Genomic DNA, 14,686 nt, shown 5'->3' with positions numbered 1-14,686 from the left:
CACTGGGGGCAGGAGCTCGCCATGCTAACCGTCGCCCCAGAATCCATTCATCCGTCACTTTGGCTTGCCTCGCAGCTTGCTCGGGGCAACGCACGCACCGTTCCAACCGGGTATCCGTCGCTCGACAAGGAGCTTCCGGGCGGCGGCTGGCCGATCGGTTGCCTGACGGAGTTGCTGCAGCGCCAGCCGGGTATCGGCGAGTTGCGCTTGCTACGCCCTGCTCTCGTCGCGCGCTCGAACCGCCCTGTCGCGCTTCTGGCACCGCCGCACGCGCCTCAAGCGTTGGCGCTCGCCAACTGGGGCGTCCCGTCCGCGCAGACTCTCTGGATCGAAACCCGGCACACCGCTGACGCCCTGTGGGCCGCGGAGCAGATCTTGCGCGCCGGGACCTGCGGAGCGCTCGTCTTTTGGCAGTCGCACCTGCGTAACGATGCGCTTCGGCGTCTGCATCTTGCCGCCCAAGCCTCCGATGTCCTTTTCTTCGTGGTTCGTCCGACGGCCTGTGCACGCGATGCCTCGCCGGCGCCGCTGCGCCTGACATTGGAGCCCGCATCGGACGGAATTCGTGTGCAGTTCGTTAAGCGTCGAGGCCCGCAGCAGGAATCGCCGCTCCACATAGCGCTGCAGCCCTCCCCCATTCTGTTGTATCGCCATGCTGCGCCTGTGGATCTGCCTGCGCCTGTCGTCCCTGCCCCTCGAAGTATTCCGACCGAACTGGTCCACTGAGCTAGCGGTTGCTGTCCTGGACAGGGAGCGCGTGCATATGGCGTCGCCGCTGGCCATTGCGGCCGGCGTGAAGCCGGCAATGCGCCGCGGTGGCGTACAGACGATCGCACCGCAGACCATTCTCTTTGACCGCGATGGTTGCGCAGAACTGGCGGCGCTCGAGCGTGTCATGATGGCGATGCTGCAGTTCTCGCCCAATGTCGCTGCGTCCGAGGAGGCGGCGGTGCTTGTCGACATCAGCACCACGCTGCGACTATTCGGCGGCGTCCGCAAGCTGCGGCAACGGATGCTGGCGGCCGTCAGGGCAATGGGGTTCAGTCCTGTCGCGGGATGCGCACCAACCGCCGAAGGCGCTTGGCTACTTGCGCGCTCTGGTGGCGGAACGGCATTAAGTATGCCCACATTGGTGCGAGCGCTGGTCGGCATCCCCGTTGCGATCCTGCCGGCGGCGCGGCCGTTTGATGAGTGGCTGGACGGACTCGGCTGTCGGACGCTAGGAGACCTGCGCCGGCTGCCGCGCGCAGGCCTGCAGCGCCGATGCGGCGCCGCCATCCTTGAGGCGTTGGATCGCGCCCATGGGGAAGCACCTGAAGTCTTCGAATGGGTCGAAGCTCCCCCATCGTTTGACGCCGCGGTGGATCTTCCGGATAGGATGGACAACGCTGAGTCCGCCCTTGCCTACACTCGCGGCTTGCTGGTACAGATGGTCGGCTGGCTAACCGCCCGGCACCTGGCCATCAAGCGGTTTGCGGTCGAACTGCGCCACGAGCGCGGCCCCGCTGCCATCGCACCAACGAAGATTGAGATTGCGCTGGCCGAGCCCAACTGGCATGAAGAGCATTTGGTTCGCCTGCTCAAAGAGCGTCTGACGCGGCTGACTGTCGAGGCGCCGATGATTGCCGTCGCGGTGTCTGCCATCGAGACCGAGCCGGTGGCACCCCCCAGCGATTCATTGTTTCCAGAACCGGGCGGCACGCCGGCGGACCATGCACGCCTGCTTGAGTTGCTGGTGGCACGCCTCGGCGCTGACAATGTCCGCCAACCGTGCTTGCGTGCAGACTACCGCCCGGAAGTCGCCAACAGCTGGCAGTCTGCCACTGACAAGCCGCCCAGCGCAACGTTGCCCGCAGGCCTGCCACGTCCTGTTTGGCTGCTCGGCAAGCCGGTGCCGCTGATTGAACGCGACCACCGTCCCTTCTACGGATCGCCACTGCGTATCGTCTCACCGCCTGAGCGCATCGAGTCGGGCTGGTGGGGCGGCCAGCTGGTGACACGCGACTATTTCGTTGCGGAGGCGAAGGACCACACCTGCTACTGGATCTTTCAGGAACGCATGGGCAGCCGAGAAGGCGATGAGGCTCGGTGGTATCTGCATGGCCTCTTCGGCTGAAAACCATGGACATCAACGCCAAGGCAGGTCTGCCCGCCTACGCGGAACTGCACTGCCGCTCCAACTTCTCCTTCCTCGCCGGCGCCTCACGGCCGGAAGAGCTCGCTGAGCGCGCCGCTCAGTTGGGCTACCACGCGCTCGCCATCACGGACGAGTGCTCGCTAGCGGGCATCGTTCGTGCCCACACAGAGGCCAGGAATGCCGGCCTTCGCCTTGTAATTGGCGCCTGGTTCCGGCTGCAGAACGCCGACGGCTCTCCCGCGCTCTCATTCCTTGCGCTTGCCCGTAACCGCGAAGGTTATGGCAACTTGTGCGAACTGATCACGCTCGCGCGCATGCGCGCCGCCAAGGGTTCCTATGTGCTGACCCCACGCGACTTGGCCGCGCCCGAAGCGCCGTCCGAGCATCTGAAGGGGCTGCCAGATTGCTTGATCGTGTTCACGCCGGACTATGGCGTGGCGGCCGAGAAGCTGGAGGCGCAATCGGCATGGGTGAGCGCGACTTTTGCTGGCAGGGCGTGGATGGGATTGAGCCTGCTCTACAAGCCGATGGACGATATCCACCGCGGCACGGTCGAAGCGGCCGCGGCGCGACATCACCTGCGCATCGTCGCCACTGGCAACGTCACCATGCACGTACGCTCGCGCAAGCCGATGCATGACGTGCTGACTGCCATCCGTGTGCATCGCCCGGTTCCCGAATGTGGGTATGACCTCCTGCCTAACGCCGAGCAGCACCTGCGCTCCCGCTTGCGACTCGCCAACATTTACCCGCACCGCTACCTGACGGAGTCGGTCCACATTGCAAACCTGTGTCAATTTTCGCTGGACGAGCTCCGTTACGAGTATCCCGAAGAAGTGGTGCCGGATGGCGTCACGCCGTCCGACTATCTGCGGGGCGAAGCCTATGTCGGCGCGCACCGTCGCTATCCGGACGGCATCCCCCTTGCCGTCCAGCAGCAACTCGAACATGAATTCGCACTGATCCGCGACATGTCGTATGAACCCTATTTCCTGACGGTCTACGACATCGTGCGGTTCGCCCGCTCCAACGGCATTCTCTGCCAGGGTCGCGGGTCCGCAGCCAATTCCGCCGTCTGCTACTGTCTCGGCATTACCGAAGTTGACCCGGCACGCGGCAACCTGCTGTTCGAGCGGTTCATTTCAAAAGAGCGCGCCGAGCCGCCCGATATCGACGTCGACTTCGAGCATCAGCGCCGCGAGGAGGTGATCCAGTACCTGTATCGCAAGTACGGGAGGGACCGCGCGGCACTGGCTGCCGCGGTGACCACCTACCGGCCTCGCAGCGCGCTGCGCGACACAGGCAAGGCATTAGGTGTGGATCCCGCGATCGTCGACCTGGTCGCGAAATCTCACCATTGGTTCGACAGCAAAGCGGATCTCCTTAAGCGTTTTGGCGAAAGCGGCGTGGATACGGAAGCGGCATTGTCCCAACGCTGGGCACACATGGCCGTGTCGCTGCTTGGCTTCCCGCGGCATCTCTCCCAGCACACAGGAGGTTTTGTGCTCGCGCGTGGCAAGCTTTCCAGGCTGGTGCCAATCGAGAACGCGGCCATGGCCGATCGCAGCGTGATCCAGTGGGACAAGGACGACCTTGACGCCTTGGGGTTGCTCAAGGTTGATGTCCTCGCGCTCGGCATGCTGTCTGCGATCCGGCGAGCCCTGGATCTGGTGACGCAACAACGCGGAGAAGCCTTTGAGCTGCAGGACATTCCAGCGGAAGATCCGAAGACCTACGAGATGATTTCGCGGGCGGATACGGTGGGCGTGTTCCAGATTGAGTCGCGCGCCCAGATGTCGATGCTGCCCCGCTTGAAGCCGCGCACCTTCTATGACCTCGTCATCGAAGTGGCGATCGTTCGGCCGGGCCCGGTTCAGGGTGGCATGGTGCATCCCTACCTGCGTCGCCGGCAGGGCTTGGAGCCGGTCAGCTATCCGAGCCCGGAGATGGAGCAAGCCCTGTCCCGCACGCTGGGTGTACCGATCTTTCAGGAACAGGTGATGCAGGTAGCCATGCTGGCGGCAGGCTTCTCAGCTGGGGAAGCGGATCAACTGCGTCGCGCCATGGCCGCCTGGAAGCGAAAAGGTGGGTTGGAGCGATACCACGAACGCATCGTGACGGGCATGCTCGAGCGCGGCTACGATCTGGAGTTCGCGGAGAGCATCTTCCGGCAGATCCAGGGCTTCGGCGAGTACGGCTTTCCGGAAAGCCATGCAGCAAGCTTCGCACTTCTCGTCTACGCGAGTGCGTGGCTCAAGTGCCACGAGCCTGACGCCTTCCTCTGCGCCATGCTGAATAGCCAGCCGATGGGCTTCTACACGCCATCCCAGCTGGTGCAGGACGCCAAGCGCCATGGCGTCACGGTTCTTCCTGTTGATGTGACAGTGAGTGGCTGGGACGCCAGCCTGGAAAGTCATGAAGGCTCGGTGCTGGCTGTACGCCTGGGCCTCTCGCAGCTGAGGGGCATGCGCCGCGAAGCGGCCGAACGCATCGAAACGGCACGCGCACTCCGGCCCTTCGCCTCCGTCAAGGTTCTTGCTCGCAGAGCGTCGCTAGACCGGCACGATGTCAATGTACTGGCCGCTGGCAATGCGTTGATTGGCCTTACGGGTAGTCGACGCCAGGCGATGTGGCAGGCGGCTGCAGCGGTACCTGACAAGGATCTGCTGCGGCCCGCGGATCTGGACGAGCCAATGCCCGAACTCTCACAGCCAACGGAAGGCGAGGAGATCGTCAGCGACTATCGCTCGCTCGGCCTCACGCTGAACCGCCACCCGCTTGCCCTGCTCCGCCACAAGCTTGCTGCATTGCGCTTTGTGCCCGCCGACGTGCTTGCCACCTACGCGACGCGGCAGATTGCCCGTGGCTGCGGAATCGTGACCGTACGGCAGCGGCCGAGCACGGCGAATGGCGTGGTCTTCTTGTCATTGGAGGACGAGACCGGTACCGTCAGCGTCATCGTCTGGCCGTCCGTGATGGAGAAGTACCGACGCGAGGTATTGACGGCCTCCCTACTCGGTGTCTATGGCCAGTGGCAATGCGAAGGCGAGGTGCGGCACCTGATCGCGCAACGCTTTGTCGACTTGTCGCCCATGCTTGGATCCCTGGACACCGCGAGCAGGAATTTCTGCTAACAGTATCCTCGTTGCCCTCATCAGGAACCCGAAGGCTCTCGCCCACGTGAGGCCTGGAACTCGGCGATGCATTGGATGGCCTGTTCGCACTGCTCAAGCGAAAGGGCATGGATGCTGGGACTGTCGACTGGAATGCGGAGCGATGCAATCAGCCACTTCATTGCCTTGCCCCTCGCCTCAAAGGCATTGACACCGTCGCGCCGCATCTTCGCAGTGACCAACGGATCGAGGGCATCGTGCAGTCGGCTCTTCTTTTCGCGCAATGCCGCGTCGGCCAATCTTCCAAGCGGGGTGTGTTGCTTGCTTCGCGCACGCACGCCGATCCACGCCTGGCACGGGGAGCAGATCCACACAGGCCCGTGGTCCTCCAAATACGGGTATGCCTCTTCTCCCACGCGGGCAAGAACCGCCTTCCCGCCGCAGTAATCGCAGAGGGGCTGAGGAGGAGCAGGTATCGGTCGGCCAACACGCATCAATGACCCTGAGTTGCCAGGAGGTGAGCGATTCTACGACATGGAATCGGGATTCTTCGTTCCCTACGCTGCCAACCGGTGCTCGTAGTAGGGCTGGTTCCGGTCGTCCAGGATTGCATCGAGCGCGGCCAAGTTCTTCGCGTCGGGATTCAACCAGGCTTCCACATGCTCGGGCTTGACTGGCACGATACAACGATCATGCCCTGCGGCCGACACCTCAGCGGGCGGCTCGTCGGTAATGGCAGCGAAGGAATAGAGATCGGCCTCGCCCTCTCCTCCTTTGCTGATCGACCATAGACACGCCACCAACATGTCCTGCTGCGGCTCGGGCCTGAACTCCAAAACCACGCTCTCTTGCTGCTCGCCAGGTGCCAGCTCTCGCTGCTCCATCCGATGCCGTGCGACATTTTCGTAGAAAGCATTGACGATCATGATGCCGTGTCGATAGCCGTATAGCTGTCGCCATGCCTTCTTCAAATTGTCGCGTCTGGCGTTGTTCTGGAACCTTGTATCTGTTAGGAATTTTACTAGTCTTTCCAAGACGAGTAGCCGGTGGGGGCGCGGGGGAGGGAAAAATGGGTCGGAGGGTTGTGGATAACTTCACTCTCGCGCGCTGGCGAAGACTGGAGGCGGTCGTGGTCCTTCGTGCAGTTGCTGAATACGCCAAGCAGGATGGGCAATTTAGACCACGGCAGAGCCATGGCACAACTCGCTGGCACGCGAACGTGGACGGCGTGGACTACGAAATCCTGTGCACGGGACCCCGGTTCCTAGATACACGTGCGAACCGAGGCGGTGGAGGTGCGGTCGATCTGGTAATGCACCTGATGCGGCTCGACTTCAAGCGCGCCGTAGCAGTGTTGAAGGCCAAGCAGCTCTGATGCGTCTTGTCGCATCGACTGAGGATCTTGTTATGGGCGGGCGGCCCTACCCCGGCTTCCCAATCCTCCTATGGGACAGCATGGAGAGCTGCGCGGAAGCCAACGAATTCCTGCGCCACTACCTGCTCCGCGGTGCTATCGGCTCGCGTAATTCTTGGGAACCGACAGGGCGTTCTCTTTACGACTACTTCAGCTTCCTTCAGGCGCACGACCTGCGTTGGGACGACGTAGATCGCGGAGAGAAAAAAACGCTGCTCGCCGCCTATCGAGACTACTGCTTCAAAACTGCGGGTCTCCAACGCAATACTGTACGGAACCGTCTCTTATACGTGTGCGAGTTCTATTCCTTCGCACAGCAGAGGGGCTGGATCAAGCAGCTTCCTTTTGGCTATGAGACGCGACGAACGATGCGTACGGGGGGCTTTCTCGCGCATGCCGATGGAAGTGGCGGAACGAAAGCCGTGCGCGATGTGATGCCGAGGGCTCGCAAGGACCTGCCTCAATATCTCACCCTCACACAAGTCCATGCCCTATTGACTGCAGCCGCTAACCCTCATCATCGCATGATTATTAGGCTTGCCGTGGGCTCTGGCCTGCGCCGGGAGGAACTGGCCTCCTTCCCGCGCGCCTATGTCTTCGATCCAGACCTTGCCGGACGGCCAGAGCGCAACATCCGTGTCCACCTTGATCCTGAGGATGGCCAAGGGATGCAGACCAAAGGCAACAAGCCGCGCTCAATCTACATCGGCCGGCGGCTGATGAAGGACCTGAACCACTACGCAATCCATGAGCGCGGCCTGCGCTCCTCGCTAAGCGGGGCGCCGCAAAAGGCGCTGTTCCTCAATCAGTTCGGCGAGCGGTTTACGGACGATGGAAAAAGTCTGAATCGTATTATCAAGGAGATCGGCAGGAAGGCCGGCGTTCGCGTGTGGGCTCACCTTCTGCGCCATACGTACGCGACTCACACCCTCGTCTCGCTCCAGCGGGTCCGCGACCGAAGCCGAATCGAACCCCTGGTGTTTCTGAAGCAGCAGTTGGGCCACGCCTCAGTGCAGACCACGATGGTGTACCTGCATCTGGTCAATGAATTGGCTGACGAGGCTGTGCTGGCGTACGACGACGAACTCAATGACCTGGCGGATGCGCTGAATGGGCAAGCGTAAGACCTTCTTCAAGACGGATCTGACAATTCCTCAGATAGAGCATGAGCGCGATGCTGAGGGGAGGATCGTCATCACCGCGGCAGCAATGCCTCCGAGCTGCACTGAAGTGAGATTCGGACGGAACACCACCAGGCTCCGGACATTCGAGTTCGCCCCTTGGTACGGCGTCGGCATTGACCCGATCACCTATGCCTGTCAGCGGCAGGTTGAGCGCTTCCTCGGCAAGCAGGACTCAGACGTCCAGGTGACGACTGTCGTGGGCTACTGCAAACTAGGCCTCGCGAGATTTTTGACGCACCTAACCATGCTCGGCACCGCAAACGGCCGACCGATGCGCCTGACCGACATCACCCGCGACACCATAGATAGCTACCTGCTCTTTCTCCGAGACCAAGGCATCGCCACGGACTCGCAGCGAACGGCGTACAGCTATACCAAGTCCGTCTTGCAGGCCTTGGGACGGCGAGGACTGGTCCACGTGATCGAACGCGGCAGTGAAGCCACGTTCCCCAGCAACCCCTTCCCCGGCTCGACACGCGGAGGCAAAGGGGAGCGCCCGCTATCTGCCACCGAGAAGAAGGCCTTCACGCTTGCCGTGAGGACGGCGGTGCAGCCACTGTTTGGAGAGGACGCAGAACCCACGGCAACACTAGCAGCCTATGCCCTGCTGGTCGTAGCCTTGCACACGGGTCGGAACACCACGCCATTGCTAGAGATGCCGATGAACTGCCTGCGCGCGCATCCAAAGGAAGGAATAGAGTTTCTGGTCGTGTTCAAGCGCCGAGGTTACTCCTCCACCAAGGTGGCGCTGCGCGCATCCAATTCCGTGATGCGTGTTGTGGAATCTACGCCGACACTGCGCTCCACGGTAGCTGGGTTGATTCGCCGCGTTCTTGCGCTGACGGCTGGCCTGCGCCGTGAGGCGCCGGAAGACATTCGTGATCGAGTATGGCTGTATCGACGAAGTAGGGACAGTGAAAGTCGCGTCAGCGCACTGACGCACGGCACCCTCGAAGAGGCAATCAAAAAGCTGGTCAGGACGTACGACCTCCGGGGCGATGACGGCGAGCCGATGCGGATCAACGTCAGCCGGCTGCGCAAGACCTTCGTCAACCGCGTGTACGAGATTCTGGACGGCGATGTCGTCGCCACCGCGACCGCGGCTGGGAACTCACTCGTCGTCACCATGCGCAACTACCTGCGACCTAGCGAAGATGCCCGCAAAAACTGGCGCTTCATGGGCCTGGTGCTGGTCGAGGAGCTTTTGACAAACACCCTCGGTGCCACTGAACGAACGCCGGTTGGCCGGTGCTCGGACACCACCGCCGGCGAGTATGCCCCAAAACGAAACGGCGACCTTTGCCAAAGCTTTCTGAACTGTCTTCGCTGCCGCAACTACGTCGTCACCGGCGATGACCTATGGCGGTTGTTCTCGTTTTACTTTCGGATCTTGCGCGAGCGCCCGCGCGTGGATAAGCGCCGCTGGGACCACCACCTTGCCCACATCCCTCGTCTGATCGACCGCGACGTCATCCAAGCCGGCCTTCGCCGCAAGTTGTTCAAGCCTGAGCAGGTGAATGCCGCCCGAGAACGGGCACGACACGATCCTCACCCCCTCTGGGCCAGCCCCACAATCATCAACGAATTGAATTCACTGGCGTGATGTCCCTAGCCAGAAGAGCGCTGGACCAGGAGCCTGTCGGCCAGCCAATCCTTGATCAGGACAACCTCGCCGCCACCATCATCTCGACTTGCACGATCAACGGCAAGGTGGTCATCCTCAGCCGGTACGGCGACCCAAAGTGGCGGCTCGTCGGGCAGCCTACGAACAAGGGAGCGTCGGAACAGTACGTAGACTTCAACGCCATACCCGCGGGCTGGCGGGCCACGATGAAGGCGATCTTGTGGCACTACATGCGCCGCGGACGCGAGGGAAAGAAAAGGCCGTCGCCTCGCGCCGTGACGAAGCTCCTTGTGGACGCCAAGTCATTCCTGCAGCACTTGGTGCGATTGAACATCACTAGGCTGGCCGATGTCACGCCCTTCGCGTGCTCGCTGTTCGTTGACTTCTGCAGACAGCATCGCCAGCGGCAAGGTTCCGCCAGAGCGGGAGAACTGCTGAAAGCCTCCTCGCTTGGACAGCTATACGGCGCTGTCGAGGCGCTCCATGAGTTGAGTCAGTACACGAGGGATGTAATGCCTGACCATCCTTGGGCCGGCACGTCGGCCACCCACTTGGCCGGTCTGACCGGTCAAGGAACGGGGTTTCGGGGAGGCAAGACCCCGCTTATGCCGGACGATGTGTTCACCACTCTCTTTCAGCGCGCCTGGTCATTGGTTGAAGCAGCCGATGATCTTCTTGATGTCCGCGATGAGATCTTGATCCTGCGGCAGGCGGCCGGCGGGAAGACACCGGCCGAGGGTATTTTCGTCCGAAGTCGGGGCTGGGCGGACATGTGGGAGTTCAACAAGGCGGTGATCGAACTGCGCACCGCCTGCTACATCGTCGTGGCGAGCCTTTCCGGGTGCCGCAACCATGAACTCGGCTTTGTCCAAAGGGGAGCCTGCTACGCCACGGAGGCGGCCGCAGACGACAAGGGTGAGCCCCGGACTTACAACTGGATGCGTTCGCAATCCACCAAGACAGGCGAAGGCCGCGCAGAGTGGATGGTTCCTGAGGCGGTTGTGACTGCGCTGAAGGTGATGGAGCGGTGGTCTGCTCCCTATCGGGCCGTGATCGAGGCCGAGATCGAAGCTCTTCGTTCGCAGAACCCCCTGGACCCTGAGCTTGCCGAGGCGCAACTGCATATGAACGCCGTCTTCGTGGCCATGACGCCGAACAGAGGCAACCAGGTGCGCACGATGTCACTAGGGGCGTGGAACAAGGCGTTGAAATCGTTTGCGCAGAATTGCGGCTTGGATTGGGACTTGGCCAGCCATCACTTTCGCCGGAAGTTCGCAAGCTATGCCGCCCGGAGTCAGTTCGGAGACCTGCGGTACTTACGATCACACTTCAAGCATTGGTCGATGGACATGACGCTAGGCTACGCTCTCAACGAGTCACAGGAGATTGCCCTCTACGCCGAGATCCAGACTGAACTCGACGACATCAAGAATGAAGTCGTGGAAGGCTGGCTGCGACCCGGCACCGCCCTAGCCGGTGGATACGGTCGAAATATCGTGTCCTGGCGGGGCGGCCAGGCCGTGACCATTTTCAAAGACCACCGCCAGATGGTTCGGTCGTTGGCGGAAAGTACGTCCATCCGCAGCAACGGGCATGCGTGGTGCACAGCCGACGATAACCGGTGTGTCGGCAATGATCTAGAGCGCACGCGTTGCAGCGGCTGCAATAACGCGGTCATCGGGCCAGAGTACGCTCCGCTCTATCGGGGCCTCCATGATCATCTGCAGGAGGTGCTAGCCTGTGATGACATCGGCGAAGGCGGACGAAATCTGGTCCGCCGAGACATGCAGCGTTGTCGCGATGTGTTGGTGACCCTGAGTCAGGGGGACAATTCGGAGTCTGCCGCGCCATGAGCAAACAACGCAAGCCAGCAGATCAGCGCGAGAAGGATCTACGCCTGGCGATGTTTCGAATCCAGCAAGGTCGTGCTCGCCACACCAAGGCGAAGAAGCTTACCATCAGCGCAGTTGCCGAAGAGGCTGGGGTGACCGGTCCGCTCATCCACAACCACTACCCCAAGATCGCTGAAGCCATTCGACTAGCCCAAGGTCGCGACAGTCGCGCTCAGCGCAACGCAAAGCAACTGGAGCTAAAGGCGGCACGTGACAAAACTCGTGAGCTTCGGCAGGAGATTGCAAACCTCCGCTCGGATGTGAGTCGGCTGGCATCGATCAACGAGGTATTGCTCGCTGAGAATGCCATGCTACGGTCGCGGCTGGGCGATTCCGACGTGGTGCCGATGGTCAAGCGACGTCAAAACTGACGCCCACGGCTTCGCAGGCTGATCATGCCGCTACGAAACCATACCAAGCGCGGAACAGACTCCGATAATTGTTGGTCCGGATACCAATTCACAGACATCGCCGTTTGTGCCGTTGGCGGAAGTCGCTTTCCGGCCATGAAGAGCCGTTCGATTTTTCATACCGAGCGTCCGCTGCCGATCGCGATGCGGCCGCAGAGAGAGCCGTCTATCAGCACAAGCTGAATTGTAGGCTCCGCTGTACCCTCGGCCGTAGGTGTCAGTGAGAGACGGTCGACGACTGGCGCTCGCCAACTGCAAATGCCTCACGCGTCCGGCGCCACCGCCAGTGCCATCAGCGGCGCCATGCATGGGCTGGCCGCCGCCAGCGCGCGCTGTTCGTCGAGGATGTCCTGCAGGATGGCATGCGTCGTATCCGGGTTGGCCAGCACCACGCGGAAAACGGCAATCGGGCGGCCACTCCACTGTGTCGACGTCAACTGCGTGCGCGATACGAATGAGCGGCCGGCATCGCGCTGCATTTCCTGAATGCTGATGGTCAGCGCATCCAGCGCGTCCAGCATCTTCTCGCGCCTGCCGGCCGAAGCGGTTGCCAGCGCGGCACGCACGGTCTCGGGCACATGGCGATAGGTCAGGATGCAAAGCTGCGGGTGGCTGTCGAGCTCGAAATCCGGCTGCTGCACTATCAGGGATGCAAAGTAGCGGGCGTTATCGATGCTACGTTCGATCAACTGCGCCAACCCCTTGCGACCGAGCAGATGAAAGTTCGCATAGAGCATGATCGCCGCCGCGCCGCGCGATCCTTCGAGCGTATGGCGCCCCAGGTCCACCGAGCCCTTGCGCACGATGTAGTTCGCATGCTGGATGATGTCCTGCGTCCACGCCGCGTGCCGGAACAGCACCATGCCGGCGCCCATCGGCACGTAGAACTGCTTGTGCGCATCGATGACGACGGAATCGGCACGCTCGATGCCCGCGAAGCGCCAGCGCTCGCGCTCCGACAGCAGTGTTGCGCCGCCCCATGCGGCATCCACGTGGAAATGGCAGCCGGCCTCCTGAGCAACATCCGCGATCGCGTCGAGCGGATCGACCGCGCCCGTCTCGGTCGTCCCCGCTATGCCGACGATCGCCATCGGCCGGATGTTGCGCTGCTGCAGGTCACGCATGGTATCGCGCAGCAGGTCGATGCGCATGCGACCGTCTGCATCGACCCCGACCGGCACGAGATTGTCGCGCCCGATGCCAAGGACATCGGCTGCCTTTCGCAACGAGTAGTGCCCGCGCTCTGAGACGACGACCGCAAGCCCGTCATGGCCGTAATGGCGCAGCGCAGCCACCAGTCCGGCGCGATGGATGCCGGCGAAGCCATCACGCGCGCCCAGCAAGTTGTTGCGGCTCGCCCATAGCGCGGTGAGGTTGGCAACCGTGCCGCCGGAGCAGATCGCGCCGAGCGCGTGGTCGGCATCGTGCAACCATCTCGCATAGAACGCGGTGTCCTGGGCAAACACCAGCTTGTGCAGCATGCCGATGACCTTGCGCTCAAGCCCAGTCAGCGCGCCGGACGTCTCGAGCTTCACGACGTTCTGGTTCAGCGCTGCCACCACCTTGGCCAGCGAGGGCATGAACGACGGCAGCGACGACGTCATGTGTCCGACGAACGTGGGCGATGCCACGGGCATCACGTGCCGAAACACGTCGTTGAGCAGATGATCGGCATGCGCTTGCGGCGATGTCGGCGTCTCGGGCAGCTCAACCGACGCGAATACAGCCTCGCGTGTAGCGCACGCGCCAACCGGATCAAAATGCTCACCCGCAAAGAAATCCGCCGGATGCTCGGCGATCCATCGCTCGAGCGATTCGAATGCACCCCGATCCGCGTCGAACCAGCGCAAGGGGCAGTCGTCGCCCCCGTCCGTGCTTTGTGAGGTCCCTTCGCGAGAGATGTCCGGCTTCATTTGCATTACCCAATGTTGATCGGTACCAGATCCAGGTGTCGCAGGACCTCTCAAGTTGAGACCTCGAGGCCACGTCCGGTCGACTCCGGTCCCCCGAATTGCGCAATCTCACGGACAAGCTGCATGACGGTGCGGCACGCTAGCGTGAGTTCACCATGGCGCGACATGGCCAACGCAATATGGCGGGTGATCTGCGGATTGATGATCTTCGATGCCTGCAAGCGGCAATCCCGGCCGGCGTTGGAAATCGCATACGGCCCCAGCAGCGCGTACATGCCCCCGTCGGCGACGATATGGGTCTGCAGGCTTAGCGAATCGGCCTCCACTGCGACATTCAGCGCAACACCATGCTCCAGTGCCAATTGATCCAATCGGTCGCGCCAGCTATTGGGTCGGCAGAACATTACCAGGGGAAGGTTGTGCAGCGCGGAAAACTGTACGGTGGGGTTGGCGGTCACGCGGTCTCCCTCGGCGCCCACAAGGTAGGTCACAGTTTCGACTAAGTACACGTCGCCGTGCTTTGGCATCGGACTATGGCGGAACAGAATAGCCAGATCGACGTGTCCAGCTTCCAGCCAGTTCTCCAGTTGCGCGCCTTGCCCCTCGCGAACACTGAGTTGCACCAGGGGGTAGCGCTCCTTCAAGCGGTAATAAAGCGTGCTGACCAGTGGATGCGCCATGGAAGGCAGGATTCCGATGCGAACTGTGCCGATAGGCTTGCCTGAGGTCGAGTGGATGTCGTTGACCAGTTGGTCCGTGCCTGCCACCCACGCCCGGACCTTGGGCGCCACGCGCTCTCCGAATTCGGTAAGCACCACCCCGCGACCCGTGCGCTGGAATAGACGCCCCCCGCACTCCTGCTCAAGTTCATTGAGTTGGCGGCTGATGTGGGGCTGACTCGTGCCATAGGACTGAGCCACCTTGCTCAGACTGCCCAGGTCGGCAGCCGCCAGGAACAGTTTCCATGCGGAGTAGTTCATCGCTTGCCTTGGCTTCCAT

The 14,686-nt window shown here is 62.0% G+C and carries 10 protein-coding genes and 1 pseudogene; 7 read left to right on the top strand and 4 right to left on the bottom strand.

Annotation, left to right across the window (positions count from 1 at the left end; all coding sequences use genetic code 11):
• Positions 1-21: 21 nt before the first annotated feature.
• Genes imuA through F7R26_RS37005 form a run of 3 tightly spaced genes read left to right on the top strand, consistent with a single transcriptional unit; the run spans position 22 to position 5,271 of the window.
• On the top strand, positions 22-726 hold the full coding sequence (gene imuA / locus F7R26_RS37015) for a translesion DNA synthesis-associated protein ImuA (RefSeq protein WP_058697665.1): 705 nt from the start codon (positions 22-24) through the stop codon (positions 724-726).
• Positions 653-2,116 carry a Y-family DNA polymerase gene (locus F7R26_RS37010; RefSeq protein ID WP_058697664.1) on the top strand — a complete coding sequence of 488 codons (1,464 nt, stop codon included), beginning with the start codon at positions 653-655 and terminating at the stop codon, positions 2,114-2,116. Before imuA ends, F7R26_RS37010 begins: the two co-directional genes overlap by 74 nt.
• Positions 2,117-2,121: 5 nt before the next feature.
• Complete coding sequence (locus tag F7R26_RS37005; protein WP_058697663.1) at positions 2,122-5,271, top strand: error-prone DNA polymerase; 3,150 nt, start codon at positions 2,122-2,124, stop codon at positions 5,269-5,271.
• Positions 5,272-5,291: 20 nt separating this feature from the next.
• On the opposite strand, the gene F7R26_RS37000 is transcribed toward F7R26_RS37005, so the two are convergent.
• Together F7R26_RS37000 and F7R26_RS36995 are read right to left on the bottom strand one after the other, a co-directional pair.
• Positions 5,292-5,744 (bottom strand): zinc-finger-containing protein, encoded by a 453-nt coding sequence (locus tag F7R26_RS37000; protein ID WP_058697662.1) that lies wholly within the window; start codon positions 5,742-5,744, stop codon positions 5,292-5,294.
• Between the two features lie 63 nt (positions 5,745-5,807).
• Positions 5,808-6,239, bottom strand: a pseudogene (locus F7R26_RS36995) (SOS response-associated peptidase family protein); the annotation flags it as partial.
• Between the two features lie 385 nt (positions 6,240-6,624).
• Between F7R26_RS36995 and F7R26_RS36990 the strand changes: the two are divergent.
• The 4 genes from F7R26_RS36990 to F7R26_RS36975 are packed head-to-tail and all read left to right on the top strand — an operon-like array spanning position 6,625 to position 11,735.
• A complete protein-coding gene (locus F7R26_RS36990) occupies positions 6,625-7,788 on the top strand; it encodes a tyrosine-type recombinase/integrase (protein WP_058697660.1) in 1,164 nt (387 codons plus the stop codon).
• Positions 7,775-9,451, top strand: a complete 1,677-nt coding sequence (locus F7R26_RS36985) for a hypothetical protein (RefSeq protein ID WP_058697659.1) — start codon at positions 7,775-7,777, stop codon at positions 9,449-9,451. Before F7R26_RS36990 ends, F7R26_RS36985 begins: the two co-directional genes overlap by 14 nt.
• Entirely contained in the window at positions 9,448-11,325 is a 1,878-nt protein-coding gene (locus F7R26_RS36980; RefSeq protein WP_143010704.1) for a site-specific integrase, read from the top strand. Before F7R26_RS36985 ends, F7R26_RS36980 begins: the two co-directional genes overlap by 4 nt.
• Positions 11,322-11,735: a hypothetical protein gene (locus F7R26_RS36975; RefSeq protein ID WP_058697657.1), complete on the top strand. Its 414-nt coding sequence runs from the start codon at positions 11,322-11,324 to the stop codon at positions 11,733-11,735. Before F7R26_RS36980 ends, F7R26_RS36975 begins: the two co-directional genes overlap by 4 nt.
• Positions 11,736-12,037: 302 nt before the next feature.
• Here the strand turns inward: F7R26_RS36975 and panP are convergent, their stop codons facing one another.
• Together panP and F7R26_RS36965 are read right to left on the bottom strand one after the other, a co-directional pair.
• A complete protein-coding gene (gene panP, locus F7R26_RS36970) occupies positions 12,038-13,687 on the bottom strand; it encodes a pyridoxal-dependent aspartate 1-decarboxylase PanP (protein ID WP_058697656.1) in 1,650 nt (549 codons plus the stop codon).
• A gap of 50 nt (positions 13,688-13,737) precedes the next feature.
• A complete protein-coding gene (locus F7R26_RS36965) occupies positions 13,738-14,667 on the bottom strand; it encodes a LysR family transcriptional regulator (RefSeq protein ID WP_058697655.1) in 930 nt (309 codons plus the stop codon).
• Between the last annotated feature and the right edge of the window lie 19 nt (positions 14,668-14,686).

It is taken from the genome of Cupriavidus basilensis (genome assembly GCF_008801925.2).
Lineage (GTDB): Bacteria > Pseudomonadota > Gammaproteobacteria > Burkholderiales > Burkholderiaceae > Cupriavidus > Cupriavidus basilensis.
The sequence above is the reverse complement of the archived record's forward strand: the minus strand, read 5'-3'. Positions and strand labels throughout refer to the sequence as shown.

Excerpts from the sequence above, each read along its gene's own strand:
- imuA (WP_058697665.1), top strand. The coding sequence starts at position 22 with ATGCTAACCGTCGCCCCAGAATCCATTCATCCGTCACTTTGGCTTGCC.
- F7R26_RS37010 (WP_058697664.1), top strand. The coding sequence starts at position 653 with ATGCTGCGCCTGTGGATCTGCCTGCGCCTGTCGTCCCTGCCCCTCGAA.
- F7R26_RS37005 (WP_058697663.1), top strand. The coding sequence starts at position 2,122 with ATGGACATCAACGCCAAGGCAGGTCTGCCCGCCTACGCGGAACTGCAC.
- F7R26_RS37000 (WP_058697662.1), bottom strand. The coding sequence starts at position 5,744 with ATGCGTGTTGGCCGACCGATACCTGCTCCTCCTCAGCCCCTCTGCGAT.
- F7R26_RS36990 (WP_058697660.1), top strand. The coding sequence starts at position 6,625 with ATGCGTCTTGTCGCATCGACTGAGGATCTTGTTATGGGCGGGCGGCCC.
- F7R26_RS36985 (WP_058697659.1), top strand. The coding sequence starts at position 7,775 with ATGGGCAAGCGTAAGACCTTCTTCAAGACGGATCTGACAATTCCTCAG.
- F7R26_RS36975 (WP_058697657.1), top strand. The coding sequence starts at position 11,322 with ATGAGCAAACAACGCAAGCCAGCAGATCAGCGCGAGAAGGATCTACGC.
- panP (WP_058697656.1), bottom strand. The coding sequence starts at position 13,687 with ATGAAGCCGGACATCTCTCGCGAAGGGACCTCACAAAGCACGGACGGG.
- F7R26_RS36965 (WP_058697655.1), bottom strand. The coding sequence starts at position 14,667 with ATGAACTACTCCGCATGGAAACTGTTCCTGGCGGCTGCCGACCTGGGC.